At 52.4% G+C, this 16,592-nt stretch carries 16 protein-coding genes; 13 read left to right on the forward strand and 3 right to left on the reverse strand.

What is annotated here, in order from left to right:
• Positions 1-12 precede the first annotated feature (12 nt).
• The 7 genes from H0247_RS00750 (at position 13) to hemB (ending at position 5,915) form a co-directional block, all read left to right on the forward strand.
• The gene (locus H0247_RS00750) at positions 13-654 is read left to right on the forward strand and encodes an SCP2 domain-containing protein (RefSeq protein ID WP_180740797.1); all 642 of its coding nucleotides are present in this window, start codon (positions 13-15) and stop codon (positions 652-654) included.
• On the forward strand, positions 651-2,291 hold the full coding sequence (gene ubiB / locus H0247_RS00755; RefSeq protein WP_180740798.1) for a ubiquinone biosynthesis regulatory protein kinase UbiB: 1,641 nt from the start codon (positions 651-653) through the stop codon (positions 2,289-2,291). Before H0247_RS00750 ends, ubiB begins: the two co-directional genes overlap by 4 nt.
• Positions 2,292-2,372: 81 nt before the next feature.
• Complete coding sequence (gene tatA, locus H0247_RS00760) at positions 2,373-2,633, forward strand: Sec-independent protein translocase subunit TatA (protein WP_180740815.1); 261 nt, start codon at positions 2,373-2,375, stop codon at positions 2,631-2,633.
• A 3-nt stretch (positions 2,634-2,636) separates the two neighbouring features.
• Positions 2,637-3,230, forward strand: coding sequence for a Sec-independent protein translocase protein TatB (gene tatB, locus H0247_RS00765; protein WP_180740799.1), 594 nt, complete (start codon positions 2,637-2,639; stop codon positions 3,228-3,230).
• Between the two features lie 3 nt (positions 3,231-3,233).
• Positions 3,234-3,986, forward strand: coding sequence for a Sec-independent protein translocase subunit TatC (gene tatC, locus H0247_RS00770; protein WP_180740800.1), 753 nt, complete (start codon positions 3,234-3,236; stop codon positions 3,984-3,986).
• A 106-nt stretch (positions 3,987-4,092) separates the two neighbouring features.
• On the forward strand, positions 4,093-4,875 hold the full coding sequence (gene tatD, locus H0247_RS00775) for a 3'-5' ssDNA/RNA exonuclease TatD (protein WP_180740801.1): 783 nt from the start codon (positions 4,093-4,095) through the stop codon (positions 4,873-4,875).
• Positions 4,876-4,892: 17 nt separating this feature from the next.
• A complete protein-coding gene (hemB, locus tag H0247_RS00780) occupies positions 4,893-5,915 on the forward strand; it encodes a porphobilinogen synthase (protein WP_180740802.1) in 1,023 nt (340 codons plus the stop codon).
• Between the two features lie 59 nt (positions 5,916-5,974).
• Here the strand turns inward: hemB and rfaH are convergent, their stop codons facing one another.
• Positions 5,975-6,463 (reverse strand): transcription/translation regulatory transformer protein RfaH, encoded by a 489-nt coding sequence (gene rfaH / locus H0247_RS00785; RefSeq protein ID WP_180740803.1) that lies wholly within the window; start codon positions 6,461-6,463, stop codon positions 5,975-5,977.
• Between the two features lie 200 nt (positions 6,464-6,663).
• On the opposite strand from rfaH, the gene ubiD reads away from it, so the two are divergent.
• On the forward strand, positions 6,664-8,160 hold the full coding sequence (gene ubiD, locus H0247_RS00790; RefSeq protein ID WP_180740804.1) for a 4-hydroxy-3-polyprenylbenzoate decarboxylase: 1,497 nt from the start codon (positions 6,664-6,666) through the stop codon (positions 8,158-8,160).
• Positions 8,161-8,209: 49 nt separating this feature from the next.
• Positions 8,210-8,911 carry an NAD(P)H-flavin reductase gene (fre, locus tag H0247_RS00795; RefSeq protein ID WP_180740805.1) on the forward strand — a complete coding sequence of 234 codons (702 nt, stop codon included), beginning with the start codon at positions 8,210-8,212 and terminating at the stop codon, positions 8,909-8,911.
• A gap of 96 nt (positions 8,912-9,007) precedes the next feature.
• Here the strand turns inward: fre and fadA are convergent, their stop codons facing one another.
• Both fadA and fadB read right to left on the reverse strand, forming a co-directional pair.
• Positions 9,008-10,171 carry an acetyl-CoA C-acyltransferase FadA gene (gene fadA / locus H0247_RS00800; RefSeq protein ID WP_180740806.1) on the reverse strand — a complete coding sequence of 388 codons (1,164 nt, stop codon included), beginning with the start codon at positions 10,169-10,171 and terminating at the stop codon, positions 9,008-9,010.
• 11 nt (positions 10,172-10,182) lie between these two features.
• A complete protein-coding gene (fadB, locus tag H0247_RS00805; protein WP_180740807.1) occupies positions 10,183-12,372 on the reverse strand; it encodes a fatty acid oxidation complex subunit alpha FadB in 2,190 nt (729 codons plus the stop codon).
• 185 nt (positions 12,373-12,557) lie between these two features.
• Between fadB and pepQ the strand changes: the two genes are divergently transcribed.
• The 4 genes from pepQ to hemG are packed head-to-tail and all read left to right on the forward strand — an operon-like array spanning position 12,558 to position 16,556.
• A complete protein-coding gene (pepQ, locus tag H0247_RS00810; protein WP_180740808.1) occupies positions 12,558-13,889 on the forward strand; it encodes a Xaa-Pro dipeptidase in 1,332 nt (443 codons plus the stop codon).
• Positions 13,889-14,500, forward strand: a complete 612-nt coding sequence (locus H0247_RS00815) for an IMPACT family protein (protein ID WP_180740809.1) — start codon at positions 13,889-13,891, stop codon at positions 14,498-14,500. Before pepQ ends, H0247_RS00815 begins: the two co-directional genes overlap by 1 nt.
• 43 nt (positions 14,501-14,543) lie before the next feature.
• A complete protein-coding gene (gene trkH, locus H0247_RS00820) occupies positions 14,544-15,995 on the forward strand; it encodes a Trk system potassium transporter TrkH (RefSeq protein ID WP_180740810.1) in 1,452 nt (483 codons plus the stop codon).
• Positions 15,996-16,016: 21 nt separating this feature from the next.
• Positions 16,017-16,556 (forward strand): menaquinone-dependent protoporphyrinogen IX dehydrogenase, encoded by a 540-nt coding sequence (gene hemG, locus H0247_RS00825; RefSeq protein ID WP_180740811.1) that lies wholly within the window; start codon positions 16,017-16,019, stop codon positions 16,554-16,556.
• Positions 16,557-16,592: the final 36 nt, after the last annotated feature.

The raw sequence follows: 16,592 nt of genomic DNA on the forward strand, positions 1-16,592 counted from the left end.
TTGGAAACGCCAATGCTGATAACGTCTTTTCTGACTGCTACGCTGGAAACCGCGCTGAATCAGCTGCTTTTTCACGATACGGTTTCTTGTGATCGTGGTTTTTCGTGTGATCGAAATATGAAGTCTGCCCGCCAGCGCTTGCAGGGGAAAACACTTCAGGTCGAGCTGGCTGAACTGGATGTGCCCTTGGTGCTGGTGTTTAACGAACAGCGTCTGGACGTTGTCAGCCAATGGGACGAGCCTGCGGATTGCTGCCTGAAAACGCGCGTTCCGGTTCTGATGAAATTACGCGATCGTCAACAGCTATCGTCCCTGATGCGCAGCGGCGAACTGGTGATTGAAGGCGATATTCAAGTCGTTCAACAGTTCATCGTGTTGGTTGATCTGGCGGAGTTCGATCCCGCGGAGTGGCTGTCTCCCTATCTGGGCGATATTGTTGCCCAAGGCCTCAGCCAGACGGCACAGAAAACGCTAAGCTTCCTGAGACGGTCATTGCATCAGCAGCAACATTTCCTGTCCGAAACATTAACGGAAGAGTGGCGACTGGCGCCGGGAAAACTGGAAAATGCCTGGTTCCATGAGGAAATTGTTGCGCTGGATAAATCCGCCGATGTGTTGTCCGAACGGCTGGCGAAGCTGGAGACTTTACGATGACACCCAGTGAATTACGCCGCCTTTACAGCATTGTGCGTGTGCTGTTGAGCTATGGTCTGGACGAACTCATTCCTAAAATGCGCCTGACGTTTCCGCTACGTGCGGGCCGTCGTCTGCTGTTCTGGTTACCCAATCGTCACCGCAACATGCCTTTAGGGGAACGTCTGCGTTTGGCGCTTCAGGAACTGGGGCCCGTGTGGATTAAGTTCGGGCAAATGATGTCTACGCGCCGCGATCTATTTCCACCAGCCATCGCCGATCAACTGGCGATGCTGCAGGATAAGGTTGAACCGTTTGATGGCAAACTGGCGCGCGAGCAAATTGAGCTGTCGATGGGAGGGATTCCGCTTGAAGAGTGGTTTGATGACTTTGACATTACCCCGCTGGCTTCAGCTTCTATTGCACAGGTGCATACCGCCTGTCTGAAAAGCACGGGAAAAGAGATCGTTATCAAGGTGATTCGCCCGGATATCTTGCCGGTCATCAAAGCGGATATGCGTCTGATGAAACGGCTGGCTGGCTGGCTGCCTCGTCTGTTGCCGGATGGTCGCCGCCTGCGACCGCGCGAAGTGGTGCTGGAATACGAAAAAACGTTGCTTGATGAACTGAATTTGCTGCGAGAAGCGGCTAATGCCATCCAACTGCGACGGAATTTTGAAGACAGCCCGATGCTGTATGTGCCGGAAATTTATTCGGATTATTGCAGCGAAGGCATGTTGGTGATGGAGCGTATCTACGGTATTCCTGTTTCTGATGTCGACGCGCTGAAAACCAATGGAACGGATATGAAGCTGCTGGCAGAACGCGGCGTTCAGGTTTTCTTCACGCAGGTATTCCGCGACAGTTTCTTCCATGCGGATATGCATCCCGGCAATATCTTTATCAGCTACGAGCACCCGGAAGATCCACAATATATCGGCATTGACTGTGGTATCGTCGGCTCGTTGAATAAAGAAGATAAGCGCTATCTGGCCGAGAATTTCATCGCCTTCTTCAACCGCGATTATCGTAAAGTCGCCGAACTGCATGTGGATTCGGGCTGGGTGCCTGCGGATACCAATGTTGCCGATTTTGAATTTGCTATTCGTACCGTCTGTGAGCCGATCTTCGAGAAGCCGTTGGCAGAAATTTCGTTCGGCCATGTATTATTGAATTTGTTTAATACGGCGCGTCGCTTCAACATGGAAGTACAGCCCCAACTGGTGTTGCTGCAAAAAACGCTGCTGTATATTGAAGGCGTTGGTCGACAGCTTTATCCGCAGCTCGATCTGTGGAAAACCGCTAAGCCGTTTCTGGAAACCTGGCTGAAGCAGCAGGTCGGTTTGCCTGCAGTTTTCCGTGCGCTCAAAGAGAAAGCGCCGTTCTGGGCTGAGAAACTGCCGGAAGTGCCTGAATTGTTTTATGACGGGCTGCGTCAGCATAAGATGTTAAAGCACAGCGTTGATCAACTGGCCTATGAGTTGAAAACGCAGCAGGCGCGTCAAGGGCAGTCGCGATATCTTTTGGGTATTGGCGCAACGTTGCTAATCAGTGGTACGTTGTTACTGATCAGCCGTGTTGAAGCCGATATGGTTCCCGCAGGGCTGATGGCAGCAGGAATTGTTGCTTGGATTATCGGCTGGCGTCGAACTCGTTGAAGCAGATCATAATGCACGCCAGAATTACCCGATACAATGACGGTAATTCTGTCGTTCCCCTTTTTGAAAGAGGTAAATGTTATGGGCGGTATTAGTATTTGGCAGTTGCTGATTGTTGTCGTTCTCGTCGTGCTGGTGTTCGGTACCGGAAAATTAAAAACACTGGGTTCAGATTTGGGGGCGTCGATCAAAGGCTTTAAGAAAGCGATGGGGGATGATCAAGCATCTAATCACGCAGATAAAACCCAGCAAGATGCAGATTTTTCGACTAAGTCGATCACTGATCACCCATCAGAAAGCAAACAGAATGACACGAAGAGCCAGCATAAAGAGCAGGTGTAATCTGTGTTCGATATCGGTCTTGGTGAACTGCTATTAGTGATGGTTCTTGGCCTGATTGTCCTCGGGCCGGAGCGTTTGCCTGTTGCAGTCAGAACGGTTGCAAGCTGGATTAGGACGCTGCGTTCACTGGCGTCTACGGTTCAGAATGAACTGTCACAGGAACTGAAACTTCAGGAGTTTCAGGAAAGCCTGAAAAAAGTCGAAAAAGCCAGTTTGCAGAATCTGTCGCCTGAGTTGAAAGCCTCAATGGATGAACTTAAAGAAGCGGCAGAAGCGATGAAACGTGGTTATACCGAAACATCGTCGCTGCAAAAATCAGAAGGTCATCAAAAGTCAGATGATCCGAACGCGACGGTGGAACCGCCTCGCAACGCCCCGCTAAACGATCCTGAAGCGGCTTATGACGGGGTGATTGAAACGGAAACCGCAGTACGTCCGGCAGACAGCCAGCCTAAGCTTGAAAAGGATGCTGTTGCTGAACATCACCATGAGAGCGGCAGCGCCACTGGTGCAGAAGCTGTCGGTAGTGATAATGTCAAACCTGTGCAGTCCCAGTCTTCTGGTGTTTCTGCCCGCCAACCGAGCGATAGTCGTTAGTTTATGGCCGATGAAGAGACTCAACCGCTAATTAGCCACCTGATTGAGCTACGCAAGCGGCTGCTGAACAGCATTATCTGTGTGCTGGCAGTATTTATTGCACTGGTGTTCTTCGCCAACGATATCTACCAGCTAGTTTCTGCACCTCTCATCAAGCAATTACCGGCGGGTGCCAGTATGATCGCGACCGATGTCGCCTCGCCTTTCTTTACGCCGATCAAGCTGACGATGATTGTCTCCGTGTTTGTTGCCGCACCGCTGGTGCTGTATCAGGTATGGGCATTTGTGGCGCCAGCCCTGTATAAACACGAACGTCGTTTAATGATGCCGTTGCTGGTCTCCAGCAGTCTGCTATTTTATGCGGGTATGGCGTTTGCGTATTTTGTGGTGTTCCCGCTGGCATTTGGTTTTTTTGCCAAAACCGCGCCCGCTGGCGTGTTAATTGCCACCGATATTAATAACTACCTCGATTTTGTGATGGCGTTATTTATGGCGTTCGGGGTATCGTTCGAAGTGCCTATTGCCATTGTGCTGCTCTGCTGGAGTGGTGTGATAACGCCAGATGATCTGAAAAAAAAGCGCCCTTATATTCTGGTCGGCGCATTCGTGGTGGGGATGTTGCTAACGCCGCCGGATGTTTTCTCACAGACGCTGCTTGCCATTCCCATGTATCTGCTGTTTGAAGTCGGCGTATTCTTCTCGCGGTTTTACGTTGGCAAAGGCCGACGGGCTGAAACCGAAGAGCCATCGCAGTAACAAACGGTTTCCTGCGGTAGGACGGTAAAATGACCTCTCTTTGAGAGGTCTTATTTTTTTATTCGCCAGAGTGACATTGGCGAACGGTCACGAGCAGGTGAGAGTCATGTTTGATATCGGTGTCAATCTAACCAGTTCTCAGTTTGAAAAAGACAGAGAGCAGGTCGTCATCCGGGCGAAGCAAGTGGGTGTCAGCGGCATCTTAATCACCGGAACCAACGCGCAGGAAAGCCAGCAGGCTATGTCACTGGCGCAAGCTTATCCTGATTATTGCTGGTCAACGGCGGGTGTTCATCCACATGATGCCAGCCAATGGAATGACGCCATCGCTGAACAAATTCACCACCTGGCAAGTGTCGACTGCGTGGTTGCCATCGGCGAGTGCGGGTTGGATTTCAACCGCAATTTTTCGACACCAGAAGAGCAAGAACGGGCATTTAACGCGCAACTGGCGTTGGCGGCCGAGCTGTCCATGCCGGTTTTCCTTCACTGTCGTGATGCCCATTCCCGTTTTATCTCGTTGCTAGACCCCTGGCTGAATCAGTTGCCTGCTGCCGTGGTTCACTGTTTTACCGGCAATCGCCATGAATTGGATGAATGCCTGGCTGCGGGGCTGATGGTTGGCATTACAGGCTGGGTTTGCGATGATCGCCGCGGGCTGGAGCTACGAGCCTTACTGCCGCATATTCCTGCCGATCGGCTGTTGGTGGAAACCGATGCACCTTATCTGTTACCCCGGGATCTACGCCCTAAACCGGCATCCCGCCGTAACGAACCCTGTTATCTGCCTCATATTATTCGCCAGATTGCGGAGTGGCGTGGAGAAGATGCCACATGGTTGGGACAGACAACAGATGAAAATGCCCGCCGGGTTTTCCGGCTGGCCTGATTCAGGAGAATAATGACATGAGCAATGCTTTTCCCGGCACGTTCCCCGGCCGACGTATGCGCCGTATTCGCCGCCATGATTTCAGCCGTCGCCTTGTTGCTGAGAATCAACTGACGGTGAATGATTTGATTTATCCCGTTTTTGTGATGGAAGGGACAAATCATCGTCAGGAAGTTCCCTCAATGCCGGGGGTATACCGGATGACTATCGATGTGCTTCTGAAAGAAGCTGAAGCGATTGCTAAGCTCGGTGTTCCGGTACTGTCGCTGTTCCCTGTTGTGGAAGCGGATAAGAAGTCACTCTATGCCGAAGAAGCCTACAACCCGGATGGTCTGGTTCCCCGCACGATCCGCGCGCTGAAAGACGCTGTTCCTGAACTGGGTTTGCTGACGGATGTGGCGCTCGATCCCTACACGACGCACGGGCAGGACGGAATTATTGATGAAGACGGTTATGTAGTTAACGATGTCACCAAGGAGATTTTGGTGCGTCAGGCGCTGTCCCACGCTGAAGCCGGAGCCGAAATTATTGCGCCCAGCGATATGATGGATGGCCGCATTGGTGCTATCCGCGACATGCTGGAGGCGCAAAACCTGATCAATACCCAGATCATGGCGTACTCGGCTAAGTATGCATCGTGCTATTACGGACCTTTCCGCGACGCCGTGGGCTCTGCCAGCAATCTGAAAGGCGGCAATAAGAAAACCTACCAGATGGATCCGGCTAACAGCGATGAAGCCTTGCAAGAAATCGCGCAGGATTTGCAGGAAGGCGCGGATATGGTGATGGTGAAACCGGGTATGCCTTATCTGGATGTAGTGCGCCGCGTCAAGGATACGTTCGGCGTGCCGACGTTTGCCTATCAGGTCTCTGGCGAATACGCGATGCACATGGCGGCGATTCAGAACGGCTGGTTGCAGGAGCAACCGGTGGTGATGGAGTCTCTGCTGTGCTTTAAACGCGCGGGTGCGGATGGGGTGCTGACCTATTTTGCTAAGCGTGTTGCACAGTGGCTGCACGATCAGCACATGCAGCGCTAAGTTTGTTTTATCCGGCGCGGTATAAACGCGCCGGTAGAGCAGAAAACAGAAATATTGGGTTAGGCTTTGCGAAACTCGCGGTTATCGATGCTCTGCCTGACCTGCTTGTTCAGCATATTCAGCAACAGCATCGAACGGGCTTCACCGTCAGGTTCGGTGTAAATCGCCTGAAGACCCGAGAAAATTCCGTCGGTAATGACCACGCTATCGCCAGGCTGCGGCGTCAGTGGGTCAATGATTCCCTGAGTCGGGCGAAGCGATAATTCATCAATAACCTGCTGCGGAATGGTCGCGGGCAGTGCGCCAAATCGCACAAAGTTGCTCACCCCACGCGTCGCGCTGATGGTGGTGGTGTGGATGCGTTCAGGGTCGAATTCCACAAACAGGTAGTTCGGGAATAGCGGCTCACACACTTCCGTTCGTTTACCACGAACGATTTTATCCAGCGTGATCATCGGGCTCACGCAGGTGACATCCTGACGTTCCAGATGCTCTTTCGCGCGCAGCAGTTGACCACGTTTACAATACAGTAAGTACCAAGCTTCCATAATTTCGCAGACTTATGATTCCGACGAGCAAGCATAACAAAAGCGAGCTCGGATAAAAAATTTTCGGCAGATATTTTTGTTACCGCACGGTGGTCATCGGATTCTTGATGGTGATTGAATTCTTACCATAAATAGGCGCTGCGGGAAGCGACAGGTTGGCGAAGAGACTTTATAATAACCAGAACGATAGACTGCCCCCAATGAATAGCATGAAATACCGTGACTTACGCGAATTCCTCTCGCTGCTGGAAGAGAGAGGGGAGTTGAAACGCATTACCCAGCCCATCGATCCCTACCTTGAAATGACGGAAATTGCTGACCGGACGCTGCGTGCGGAAGGCCCGGCTCTCCTGTTTGAAAACCCCAAAGGCTATGACATGCCTGTGCTGTGCAATTTATTCGGCACACCGAAACGTGTTGCATTAGGGATGGGGCAAGAAGAGGTCAGCGCACTGCGCGAGGTGGGTAAGCTGCTGGCATTTCTGAAAGAACCGGAGCCGCCTAAAGGGTTCCGCGATCTGGTTGATAAAATGCCGAAGTTCCGTCAGGTACTGAATATGCCGACGAAACGGCTGTCTTCGGCACCGTGCCAGGAACAGGTTTGGCAAGGTGATGACGTTGATTTGCGCCGGATTCCGGTGATGCAGTGCTGGCCGGAAGATGCCGCGCCGCTCATTACCTGGGGGCTTACTGTGACGCGCGGGCCGCATAAAGAGCGGCAGAATCTGGGGATCTATCGACAGCAGGTTCTGGGTAAAAACAAACTGATCATGCGCTGGCTGTCTCATCGCGGCGGCGCGCTGGATTTTCAGGAGTGGTGTCAGGAAAATCCGGGGCAGCGTTTTCCGGTGTCTGTCGCATTGGGAGCTGACCCTGCGACGATCCTCGGTGCGGTGACGCCAGTCCCTGATACGCTATCGGAATATGCCTTCGCCGGTTTGCTGCGTGGGAATAAGACCGAAGTGGTGAAGTGCCTGTCAAACGATCTGGAAGTACCTGCCAGTGCGGAAATTGTTCTGGAAGGCTATATTGAACCTGGAGAAATGGCGGCTGAAGGGCCTTATGGCGACCACACCGGCTATTACAATGAAGTTGACCACTTTCCGGTCTTTACCGTCACGCATATCACTCAGCGCCAGAATGCCATTTATCACTCGACTTACACGGGGCGGCCGCCGGATGAACCCGCGGTACTGGGCGTGGCGTTGAACGAAGTTTTCGTGCCGATCCTGCAAAAGCAGTTTCCTGAAATTGTTGATTTTTATTTGCCACCGGAGGGTTGCTCTTACCGTCTGGCGGTCGTTACCATGAAGAAACAGTACGCGGGCCATGCCAAACGCGTCATGATGGGTGTCTGGTCTTTTTTACGCCAGTTCATGTATACGAAATTTGTCATTGTCTGCGATGATGACGTTAATGCCCGTGACTGGAACGACGTGATATGGGCGATCACGACGCGTATGGATCCGGCACGCGATACGGTATTAGTGGAAAATACGCCGATCGATTATCTTGATTTCGCCTCACCGGTTTCTGGTCTGGGTTCCAAGATGGGTCTGGATGCAACCAATAAATGGCCGGGCGAGACACAGCGCGAATGGGGACACCCCATCAAGAAAGACCCACAGGTTTGTGCCCGCATTGATGAAATATGGGACGAGCTGGCCATTTTTAGTGACAGAGAGCCCCAGCGTTAACGGCTGCCCTGTTCTCAGTTTTGCTTTTATGACCCTATAGAGGGAATGCATGACAACATTGAGCTGTAAAGTGACTTCGGTCGAAGCCATAACCGATACGGTCTATCGCGTTCGTTTATTACCTGAAGCGCCGTTTTCCTTTCGGGCTGGCCAGTATTTGATGGTGGTGATGGGCGATCGGGACAAACGACCTTTCTCACTGGCATCGACCCCGATGGATAAAAATTTTATCGAATTGCACATTGGGGCGTCCGAACTGAATCTTTACGCGATGGCCGTGATGGAGCGAATTCACAAGGAAAAAAACCTGACGGTCGATATTCCGCATGGTGAAGCCTGGCTGCGGGAAGAGAGTACGCGTCCGCTGGTGCTGATTGCGGGCGGAACCGGATTTTCATACGTGCGTTCTATCCTGCTGACCGCGCTGGCGCAGCAGCCCGATCGCGATATCTCCGTTTACTGGGGCGGACGTGAATCCCAGCACCTGTATGATTTAGCCGAGCTTGAAGGCTTTGCGGCCAAGCACCCCAACCTGCGGGTGGTGCCGGTCGTCGAACAGCCGGAAACCGGATGGAATGGCAGAACGGGAACCGTTCTGAGCGCGGTATTGCAGGATTACGGTTCGCTGGCAGAGCAAGATATCTACATTGCTGGTCGTTTTGAAATGGCAAAAATTGCGCGTGAGCGTTTTTGTAATGAGCGCGGTGCGCTGACGGCCCATATGTTCAGCGATGCGTTTTCGTTTATTTAAAGCAGTCGATAGCAGTAGACATAAGCAGTAAAATAAAAATCCCACGGCTGTGGGATTTTTGGTTTCTAGTCGTACTTGGGCAGAACTTTCCTGTGTCTAGACACGCTCAAATACCGTCGCAATGCCTTGTCCCAGACCGATACACATCGTCGCCACGCCAAACTGAACATCGCGGCTTTCCATCAGATTAATCAATGTGGTCGAGATGCGTGCGCCTGAGCAACCAAGCGGATGGCCCAGTGCAATCGCGCCACCATTGAGATTGACCTTTTCATCAAGCTGTTCCAGCAATCCCAAATCTTTAATACAGGGCAGCGTCTGAGCGGCGAATGCCTCATTGAGCTCAAAGAGACCGATATCGGTGAGGCTTAATCCTGCTCGTTTCAGTGCCAGCTTGGTGGCCGGAACCGGACCATAACCCATGATCGAAGGATCGCAGCCAACGACAGCCATCGCCCGGATGCGAGCCCGTACGGGTAAACCTAATGATGCTGCGCGGGATTCGCTCATGATCAACATGGCGGCCGCACCGTCGGACAGCGCCGAGGATGATGCGGCCGTCACCGTACCGTTCACCGGATCGAATGCCGGTTTGAGCGCCGCAAGGCTTTCGACGGTGGTGTCTGGGCGAATGACTTCATCATAATCGAAACGTTGCAGCGCGCCGTCTGCATCATGTCCTGTCGTCGGTATAATTTCATGGCGAAACGCCCCTGACTGTGTGGCGTGATGGGCGCGTTGGTGTGAGCGAGCGGCGAACTGATCCTGCATCTCACGGCTAATATTGTGCATACGCCCCAGCATCTCGGCCGTGATCCCCATCATACCTGCCGCCTTAGCTATGGTGCGGCTCAGTCCCGGATGAAAATCGACGCCATGATTCATCGGCACATGTCCCATATGCTCAACGCCACCGATTAAGCAGACATTCGCATCGCCAACCATAATCATACGGGCGGCATCGTGGATCGCTTGCATGGAGGAGCCGCATAGCCGATTAACTGTCATCGCGGGAACATTCATCGGGATTTCTGCCAGCAAGGCAGCGTTTCGAGCGACGTTGAAGCCTTGTTCCAGCGTCTGCTGCACACATCCCCAATAGATATCGTCGATCTCACGAGCGTCCAGCGCCGCGTTACGGCTTAATAGGCTGCGCATCAGATGCGCGGACAGATCTTCGGCTCTCACCTGACGGAAGGCACCACCTTTGGAACGCCCCATCGGCGTGCGTACGGCATCAACAATCACTACCTTTTCCATATATCCTGTCCTCATGCCGGTTGACCGTAAGAAACGTCTGCGTGTGGCGCGACCGATGGGTAATAGCCTTCATTGCTCCTGGCTTTTTGCTGCAAGCCGTCTGGTACCTGATAGATTGCGCCGAGGTGCGCCAGCTGCTGCGCCATCTCGACATAGCGTTCACTTCCCAAGGTATCCAGATAGCGGCAGGCACCGCCGTGGAAGGGTGGGAAACCTAACCCGTATACCAGCGCCATGTCTGCTTCGGCTGGGCTGGCGACAATGCCTTCCTCCAGACAACGCGCGACTTCGTTAATCATCGGGATCATCATGCGAGCGATAATCTCTTCTGCACTGAACGCTTTTTTCGGTTGGCTGATGCCTTTAAGGAGCATCTCTACGGCTTCATCTTGTTCTTTACGCGGCTTGCCTTTGCTATCGGTTTGATATCGGTAGAATCCCAGACCGTTTTTCTGCCCGAAACGCTGATGCTCAAATAGCACGTCAATGGCGTCACGGTAATCTTTCGCCATGCGCTGTGGAAATCCTGCGGCCATGACGGCCTGAGCATGGTGAGCAGTGTCGATGCCGACAACATCCAGCAGATAAGCCGGGCCCATCGGCCAACCGAATTTTTTCTCCATGACGTTATCGATCTCGCGGAAATCAGCACCGTCTCTGAGCAGCAGACTGAACGCAGCAAAGTAGGGAAACAGTACGCGATTCACGAAGAACCCAGGGCAGTCGTTCACGACGATCGGTGTTTTACCCATCTTACTGGCGTAGGCCACCACGCTGGCGATGGTGCTGTCGCTGGTTTTAGGACCGCGAATAATTTCAACCAGCGTCATGCGGTGCACTGGGTTGAAGAAGTGCATCCCGCAGAAATTTTGTGGTCGCTTTAGCGATGCAGCCAGTAAAGCAATCGGGATAGTTGAGGTATTTGAAGCCAGAATCGTATTCTCGCTAACGTGCGACTCGGTTTCCGCAAGTACGCTGGCTTTGATTTTCGGATTTTCAACCACGGCCTCAACCACGATGTCGGCGCGCTCGAAGCCAGCGTAATCTAGAGTTGGCTGAATGCTGGCCAGAATCGTCGCCATTTTCATTCCATCCAACTTGCCGCGCTCCATTTGTTTATTCAGGAGCTTGGCGGCTTCATTCATTCCCAGCGCAAGCGGCTTCTCATTGATATCTTTCATCCGAATCGGCACACCTTTGAACGCGGATTGATAGGCAATGCCGCCGCCCATAATGCCTGCCCCTAGTACGGCGGCCTGCTTCGGTACGGATGTCTCGCCAGTCAGCTTCTTCGCTTTGCCTTTAACATACTGATCGTTGAGGAAAATGCCGACGAGTGCACGCGCTTCATTTGAGCGCGCTAGTTGAACGAAGTGCTGTGTTTCGAGCTGCAATGCGTCATCACGCATCATGGTCGCAGCGGCTTCGATGGTTTTTACCGCCAGCATCGGTGCCGGATAGTGCTTGCCCGCAGTTTGTAGCACCATCGCTTTGGCGGTGGTAAAGCTCATCATGGCTTCGATCTTATTGAGCTTCAGCGATTCAAGTTTCGGACGTCGGTAAGCCTGCCAGTCCAGTGAGCCATTAATCGCCTGTTTCAACATCTTGATGGCAGCGGGAATCAGCTTGTCATTGGCGACAACGGCCTGCACCAGCCCCACTTTTAAAGCATCGGTTGCGCCAATGTCTTTACCTGCGGCGATAATTTCCAGTGCGCTGTCCGTACCTAGCAGGCGCGGCAGCCTGACTGTGCCACCAAAGCCCGGCATGATCCCAAGCTTAGTTTCTGGTAGCCCGATACGGGCATCCGTCGTCGCCAAACGAAAGTCGGTTGCCAGCACACATTCACAACCTCCTCCCAGCGCATAGCTATTAATTGCGGACAGCGTGGGAACGGGTAAATCCTCAAGGCGGCTAAAAATACGGTTGGCGAAGACAAGCCATTCATGCAGTTTTTCGGCCGGTGCGGCAAAAAGAGAAAGAAATTCCGTGATATCGGCACCGACAATAAATGCCGGTTTGTCAGAGCGTAGCAGTAGGCCCTTCAGATTCGGCTGCTCCGCCAGAACGTCCAGCGCTTTACCCAGGCTGGCCACCGTGCGGGTATCTAGCTTGTTTACGGAGCCAGGGGCAGAAAATACCAGCTCGGCAATGCCGTCCTCAAGCCAGTTAAGGTAGAGGGATTCACCTTGATAAAGCATGTTTATCTCCGCTGTTTGTGTGAGTGATCTGGTATGACCAGATAATCGAATTGTGGTTTTAATGTTAATTTTTTGCAAACGAGAGATTAATTTTTTGCCGAATCGATCACAAAGCACCGGACGCTGCCCTTGGGGGATGCCTGTGTTAAAATGGAGAGATCATGTCGTGACGTACAAGGATACTCATGGAAAAGCTGGCTTCTTTATACCATCACCATCTGGCGACGCTGCAAGCGCGTGCTCAGACGGTTTTAGCGCGCCATCAGCTTGACGCATTACTGATTCATTCTGGTGAGCTGTTGACCGTTTTTCTGGACGATCACGACTATCCTTTCAAGGTTAACCCACAATTTAAAGCCTGGGTGCCCGTCACGCAGGTGCCGAACTGCTGGCTATGGGTTGATGGCGTTAATCCACCGAAGCTGTGGTTCTACTCACCAGTGGATTACTGGCATAACGTCGCGCCGGTGCCGGAGAGTTTCTGGACTGAAGAGATTGATATTACCGTGCTGCGGAATGCCGATGATATTGGGTCGTTGCTTCCGTTGCAGCGTGAGCGTGTTGCCTATATCGGCTACGCACCGCAACGAGCGCAGAATTTAGGGATTCGTGCAGACAATATTAATCCTCAGGGCGTGCTAGATTATCTGCACTACCACCGCGCTTATAAAACCGATTACGAGCTAGCCTGCATGCGCGAAGCGCAGAAGACGGCGGTTATCGGTCATCGGGCGGCGCATGAAGCGTTCCTGTCCGGTATGAGCGAATTTGATATTAACCTAGCGTATCTGACGGCAACCGGTCATCGGGATATTGATGTCCCTTACGGAAATATCATTGCGCTCAATGAGCATGCCGCGGTGTTGCACTATACCCAGTTAGATCATCAGGTGCCTGCTGATGTCCGCAGCTTCCTGATTGATGCAGGTGCCGAATATAACGGGTATGCCGCCGATCTGACGCGAACCTATTCTGCGCAGAGCGATGGCGCGTTTGCCCTGCTGATTAAAGATCTCAATCAGGAAATGCTTGCATTGATTGATACCGTTCAGGCGGGCGTGCGTTATACCGATTACCATATTCAGATGCACCAGCGGATTGCGAAGCTGCTGAAATCACATCAGTTAGTGCAGGGCATCAGCGAAGAAGCGATGGTGGCGCAGGGATTCACGTCGCCTTTCCTGCCGCACGGTCTTGGTCATCCGCTGGGGTTGCAGGTGCATGATGTCGCTGGGTTTATGCAAGACGATCGCGGCACGCATCTGGCGGCGCCATCACAGTATCCTTACCTGCGTTGTACCCGCGTGCTTGAACCTGGCATGGTCATGACGATTGAACCGGGTATCTATTTCATTGAATCCTTGCTCGCGCCGTGGCGTGAGGGCGAATTGCGCCAGCACGTTGACTGGCAAACAATCGATGCATTGAAACCGTTTGGCGGTATTCGCATCGAAGACAATATTGTCATTCATGACGGGCGCGTGGAGAACATGACGCGCGACTTGAATCTGGCCTGATGCAAGCGTATCCAATCCCTGCTGCACCAGTGAGTTTCAGCGAGGAAATCAAGAAAAGCCGCTTTACGACGATCCTAGCGGCAACGCCGGGAATCGACGCAGCGAAAGCGTTCATCCAGCACGTTAGGGAAGAACACGCCTCGGCGGGTCATCACTGCTGGGCGTTTGTTGCAGGCGCCCCCGATGATTCACAGCAGTTGGGTTTTTCTGACGATGGTGAGCCTTCCGGCACGGCGGGTAAGCCGATGCTGTCGCAACTGATGGGAAGCGGTGTCGGTGAAGTTACGGCCGTGGTGGTGCGCTACTATGGCGGAATCCCGCTGGGCACCGGTGGGTTGGTGAAGGCCTATGGCGGTGGCGTTCAGCAAGCGCTGAAGCTGCTATCGCTGCAAGAGAAAGTATTGCAACAAGAATATGGCTTACAATGTGACTATGCACTGTTGCCTCAGGTAGAATCTCTGATCTTCCAGCTTGGCGGAAAGGTTCTGCATAGTGAATATGGCGTGGACGTCATATTGCGGTTCTCTATCCCCGTCAGGGGAACTGAGGAAGCGGCACTGAAATTGCGTGATTTAAGCCGCGGCGCGTTGCATTTATTGCCGATTCCATAATCATCCCAGCGCTTTTTTATGAATCATTAAGGAATTCCCTGCGATGCACTTGCGCGCCATAACCCGTATTGTCGGGCAGTTGGTTATCCTCTTTTCCGGGACGATGGTTATTCCCGGACTGGTGGCGTTAATTTACCGTGATGGCGCAGGCCGGGCGTTTACGCAGACATTTATTGTCGCGCTGGCGATTGGCATCATGCTGTGGTTACCAAACCGCAAACAGAAGCATGAACTGAAATCTCGTGAAGGGTTCCTGATCGTTGTTCTCTTCTGGACGGTGTTGGGAAGCGTCGGTGCGCTGCCTTTCCTGTTCGCTGAACATCCTAATTTGGGCGTGACGGATGCTTTTTTCGAATCGTTCTCTGGGTTAACGACGACAGGGGCAACCACGTTGGTTGGGCTGGATTCACTGCCTAAAGCTATCCTGTTCTATCGGCAAATGCTGCAATGGTTTGGTGGTATGGGGATCATTGTGCTCGCCGTTGCTATCCTTCCGATCCTTGGTGTGGGTGGGATGCAGCTTTATCGCGCGGAGATGCCGGGGCCGTTGAAGGAAAACAAAATGCGCCCGCGTATTGCCGATACGGCAAAAACGCTGTGGCTGATTTATCTCTTACTGACCATCGCCTGCGCTGTCGCGCTTTGGCTGGCGGGTATGCCAGTATTTGATGCGATTGGACACAGTTTCTCTACGGTGTCTGTCGGTGGGTTCTCGACTCACGATGCCAGTATTGGCTACTTCAACAGTCCGACGATCAATACCATCACCGCAATATTCCTGCTGATTTCTGGCTGTAACTTTGGTTTGCACTTTGCCCTGCTGAGCGGCCGAAGCCTGAAGGTATACTGGCGTGACCCAGAATTCCGCATGTTCATTTTTGTTCAATTGTCGCTGGTGGCGGTGTGTACGATAGTCCTGTGGTTTCACCACGTTTATGACAGCGGAATGCAGACGATCAATCAGGCGTTCTTCCAGGTTGTCTCTATGGCGACAACGGCAGGGTTTACCACGGATAGCATTGCATCATGGCCGCTTTTCCTGCCGGTTTTGCTTCTGTGCTCTGCGTTTATTGGCGGGTGTGCGGGTTCAACCGGAGGCGGCTTGAAGGTGATTCGTATCCTGCTGCTTTTCCTACAAGGGTCGCGTGAGCTTAAGCGTTTGGTACATCCGAATGCGGTTTACACTATTAAGTTGGGTCATCGAGCGCTGCCAGAACGTATCCTTGAAGCGGTGTGGGGATTCTTTTCCGCATATGCGCTGGTTTTTATTGTCAGTATGCTGGCCGTTATTGCGACAGGTGTTGATGATTTTTCTGCGTTTGCCGCGGTCGCTGCCACATTGAATAACCTTGGGCCGGGCCTAGGCGTCGTCGCCGAGAATTTTACGTCGATGAATGATACGGCGAAATGGATTCTGATAATGACAATGCTGTTTGGTCGTTTGGAAGTGTTCACGCTTTTAGTCCTGTTTACGCCAACCTTCTGGCGCGAATAGTCCCTATAAGGATAAAGAACAATGAAAGCTTTGATCGTGTTTTCGAGTCGGGATGGACAAACAAGAGCCATTGCCTCCTATATTGCGAATACGCTGAAAGGCACCCTAGAGTGTGATGTTGTTAACGTACTCAAGGCGAATGATATCGATCTGAGCCAATATGATCAGGTTGCGATTGGGGCATCGATTCGATACGGGCGCTTTCATCCTGCGGTAAATCAATTTATCCATAAACACCTGGTTTCTTTGCAACAACTGCCCAGCGCATTCTTCTCCGTGAACCTTACCGCTCGTAAGCCAGAAAAGCGCACAATACAAACCAACGCTTACACGCGTAAATTCCTGCTGACTTCGCCATGGCAGCCAGATTTGTGCTGTGTGTTCGCAGGAGCTCTGCGTTATCCGCGCTATCGTTGGTTCGACCGGATAATGATTCAATTGATTATGCGTATAACGGGAGGCGAAACGGATAGCACAAAAGAGATTGAATATACGGACTGGCAGCAGGTTGCCCGTTTCGCTCAGGATTTCGCCCAATTAGCGGCGAAAAATCGGGCATAACGGCGTCTTTTAATGCGCTTTGCTGAAAAAATCCCC

The sequence above is a fragment of the Pectobacterium sp. CFBP8739 genome (assembly GCF_013449375.1).
Taxonomy (GTDB): Bacteria; Pseudomonadota; Gammaproteobacteria; order Enterobacterales; family Enterobacteriaceae; genus Pectobacterium.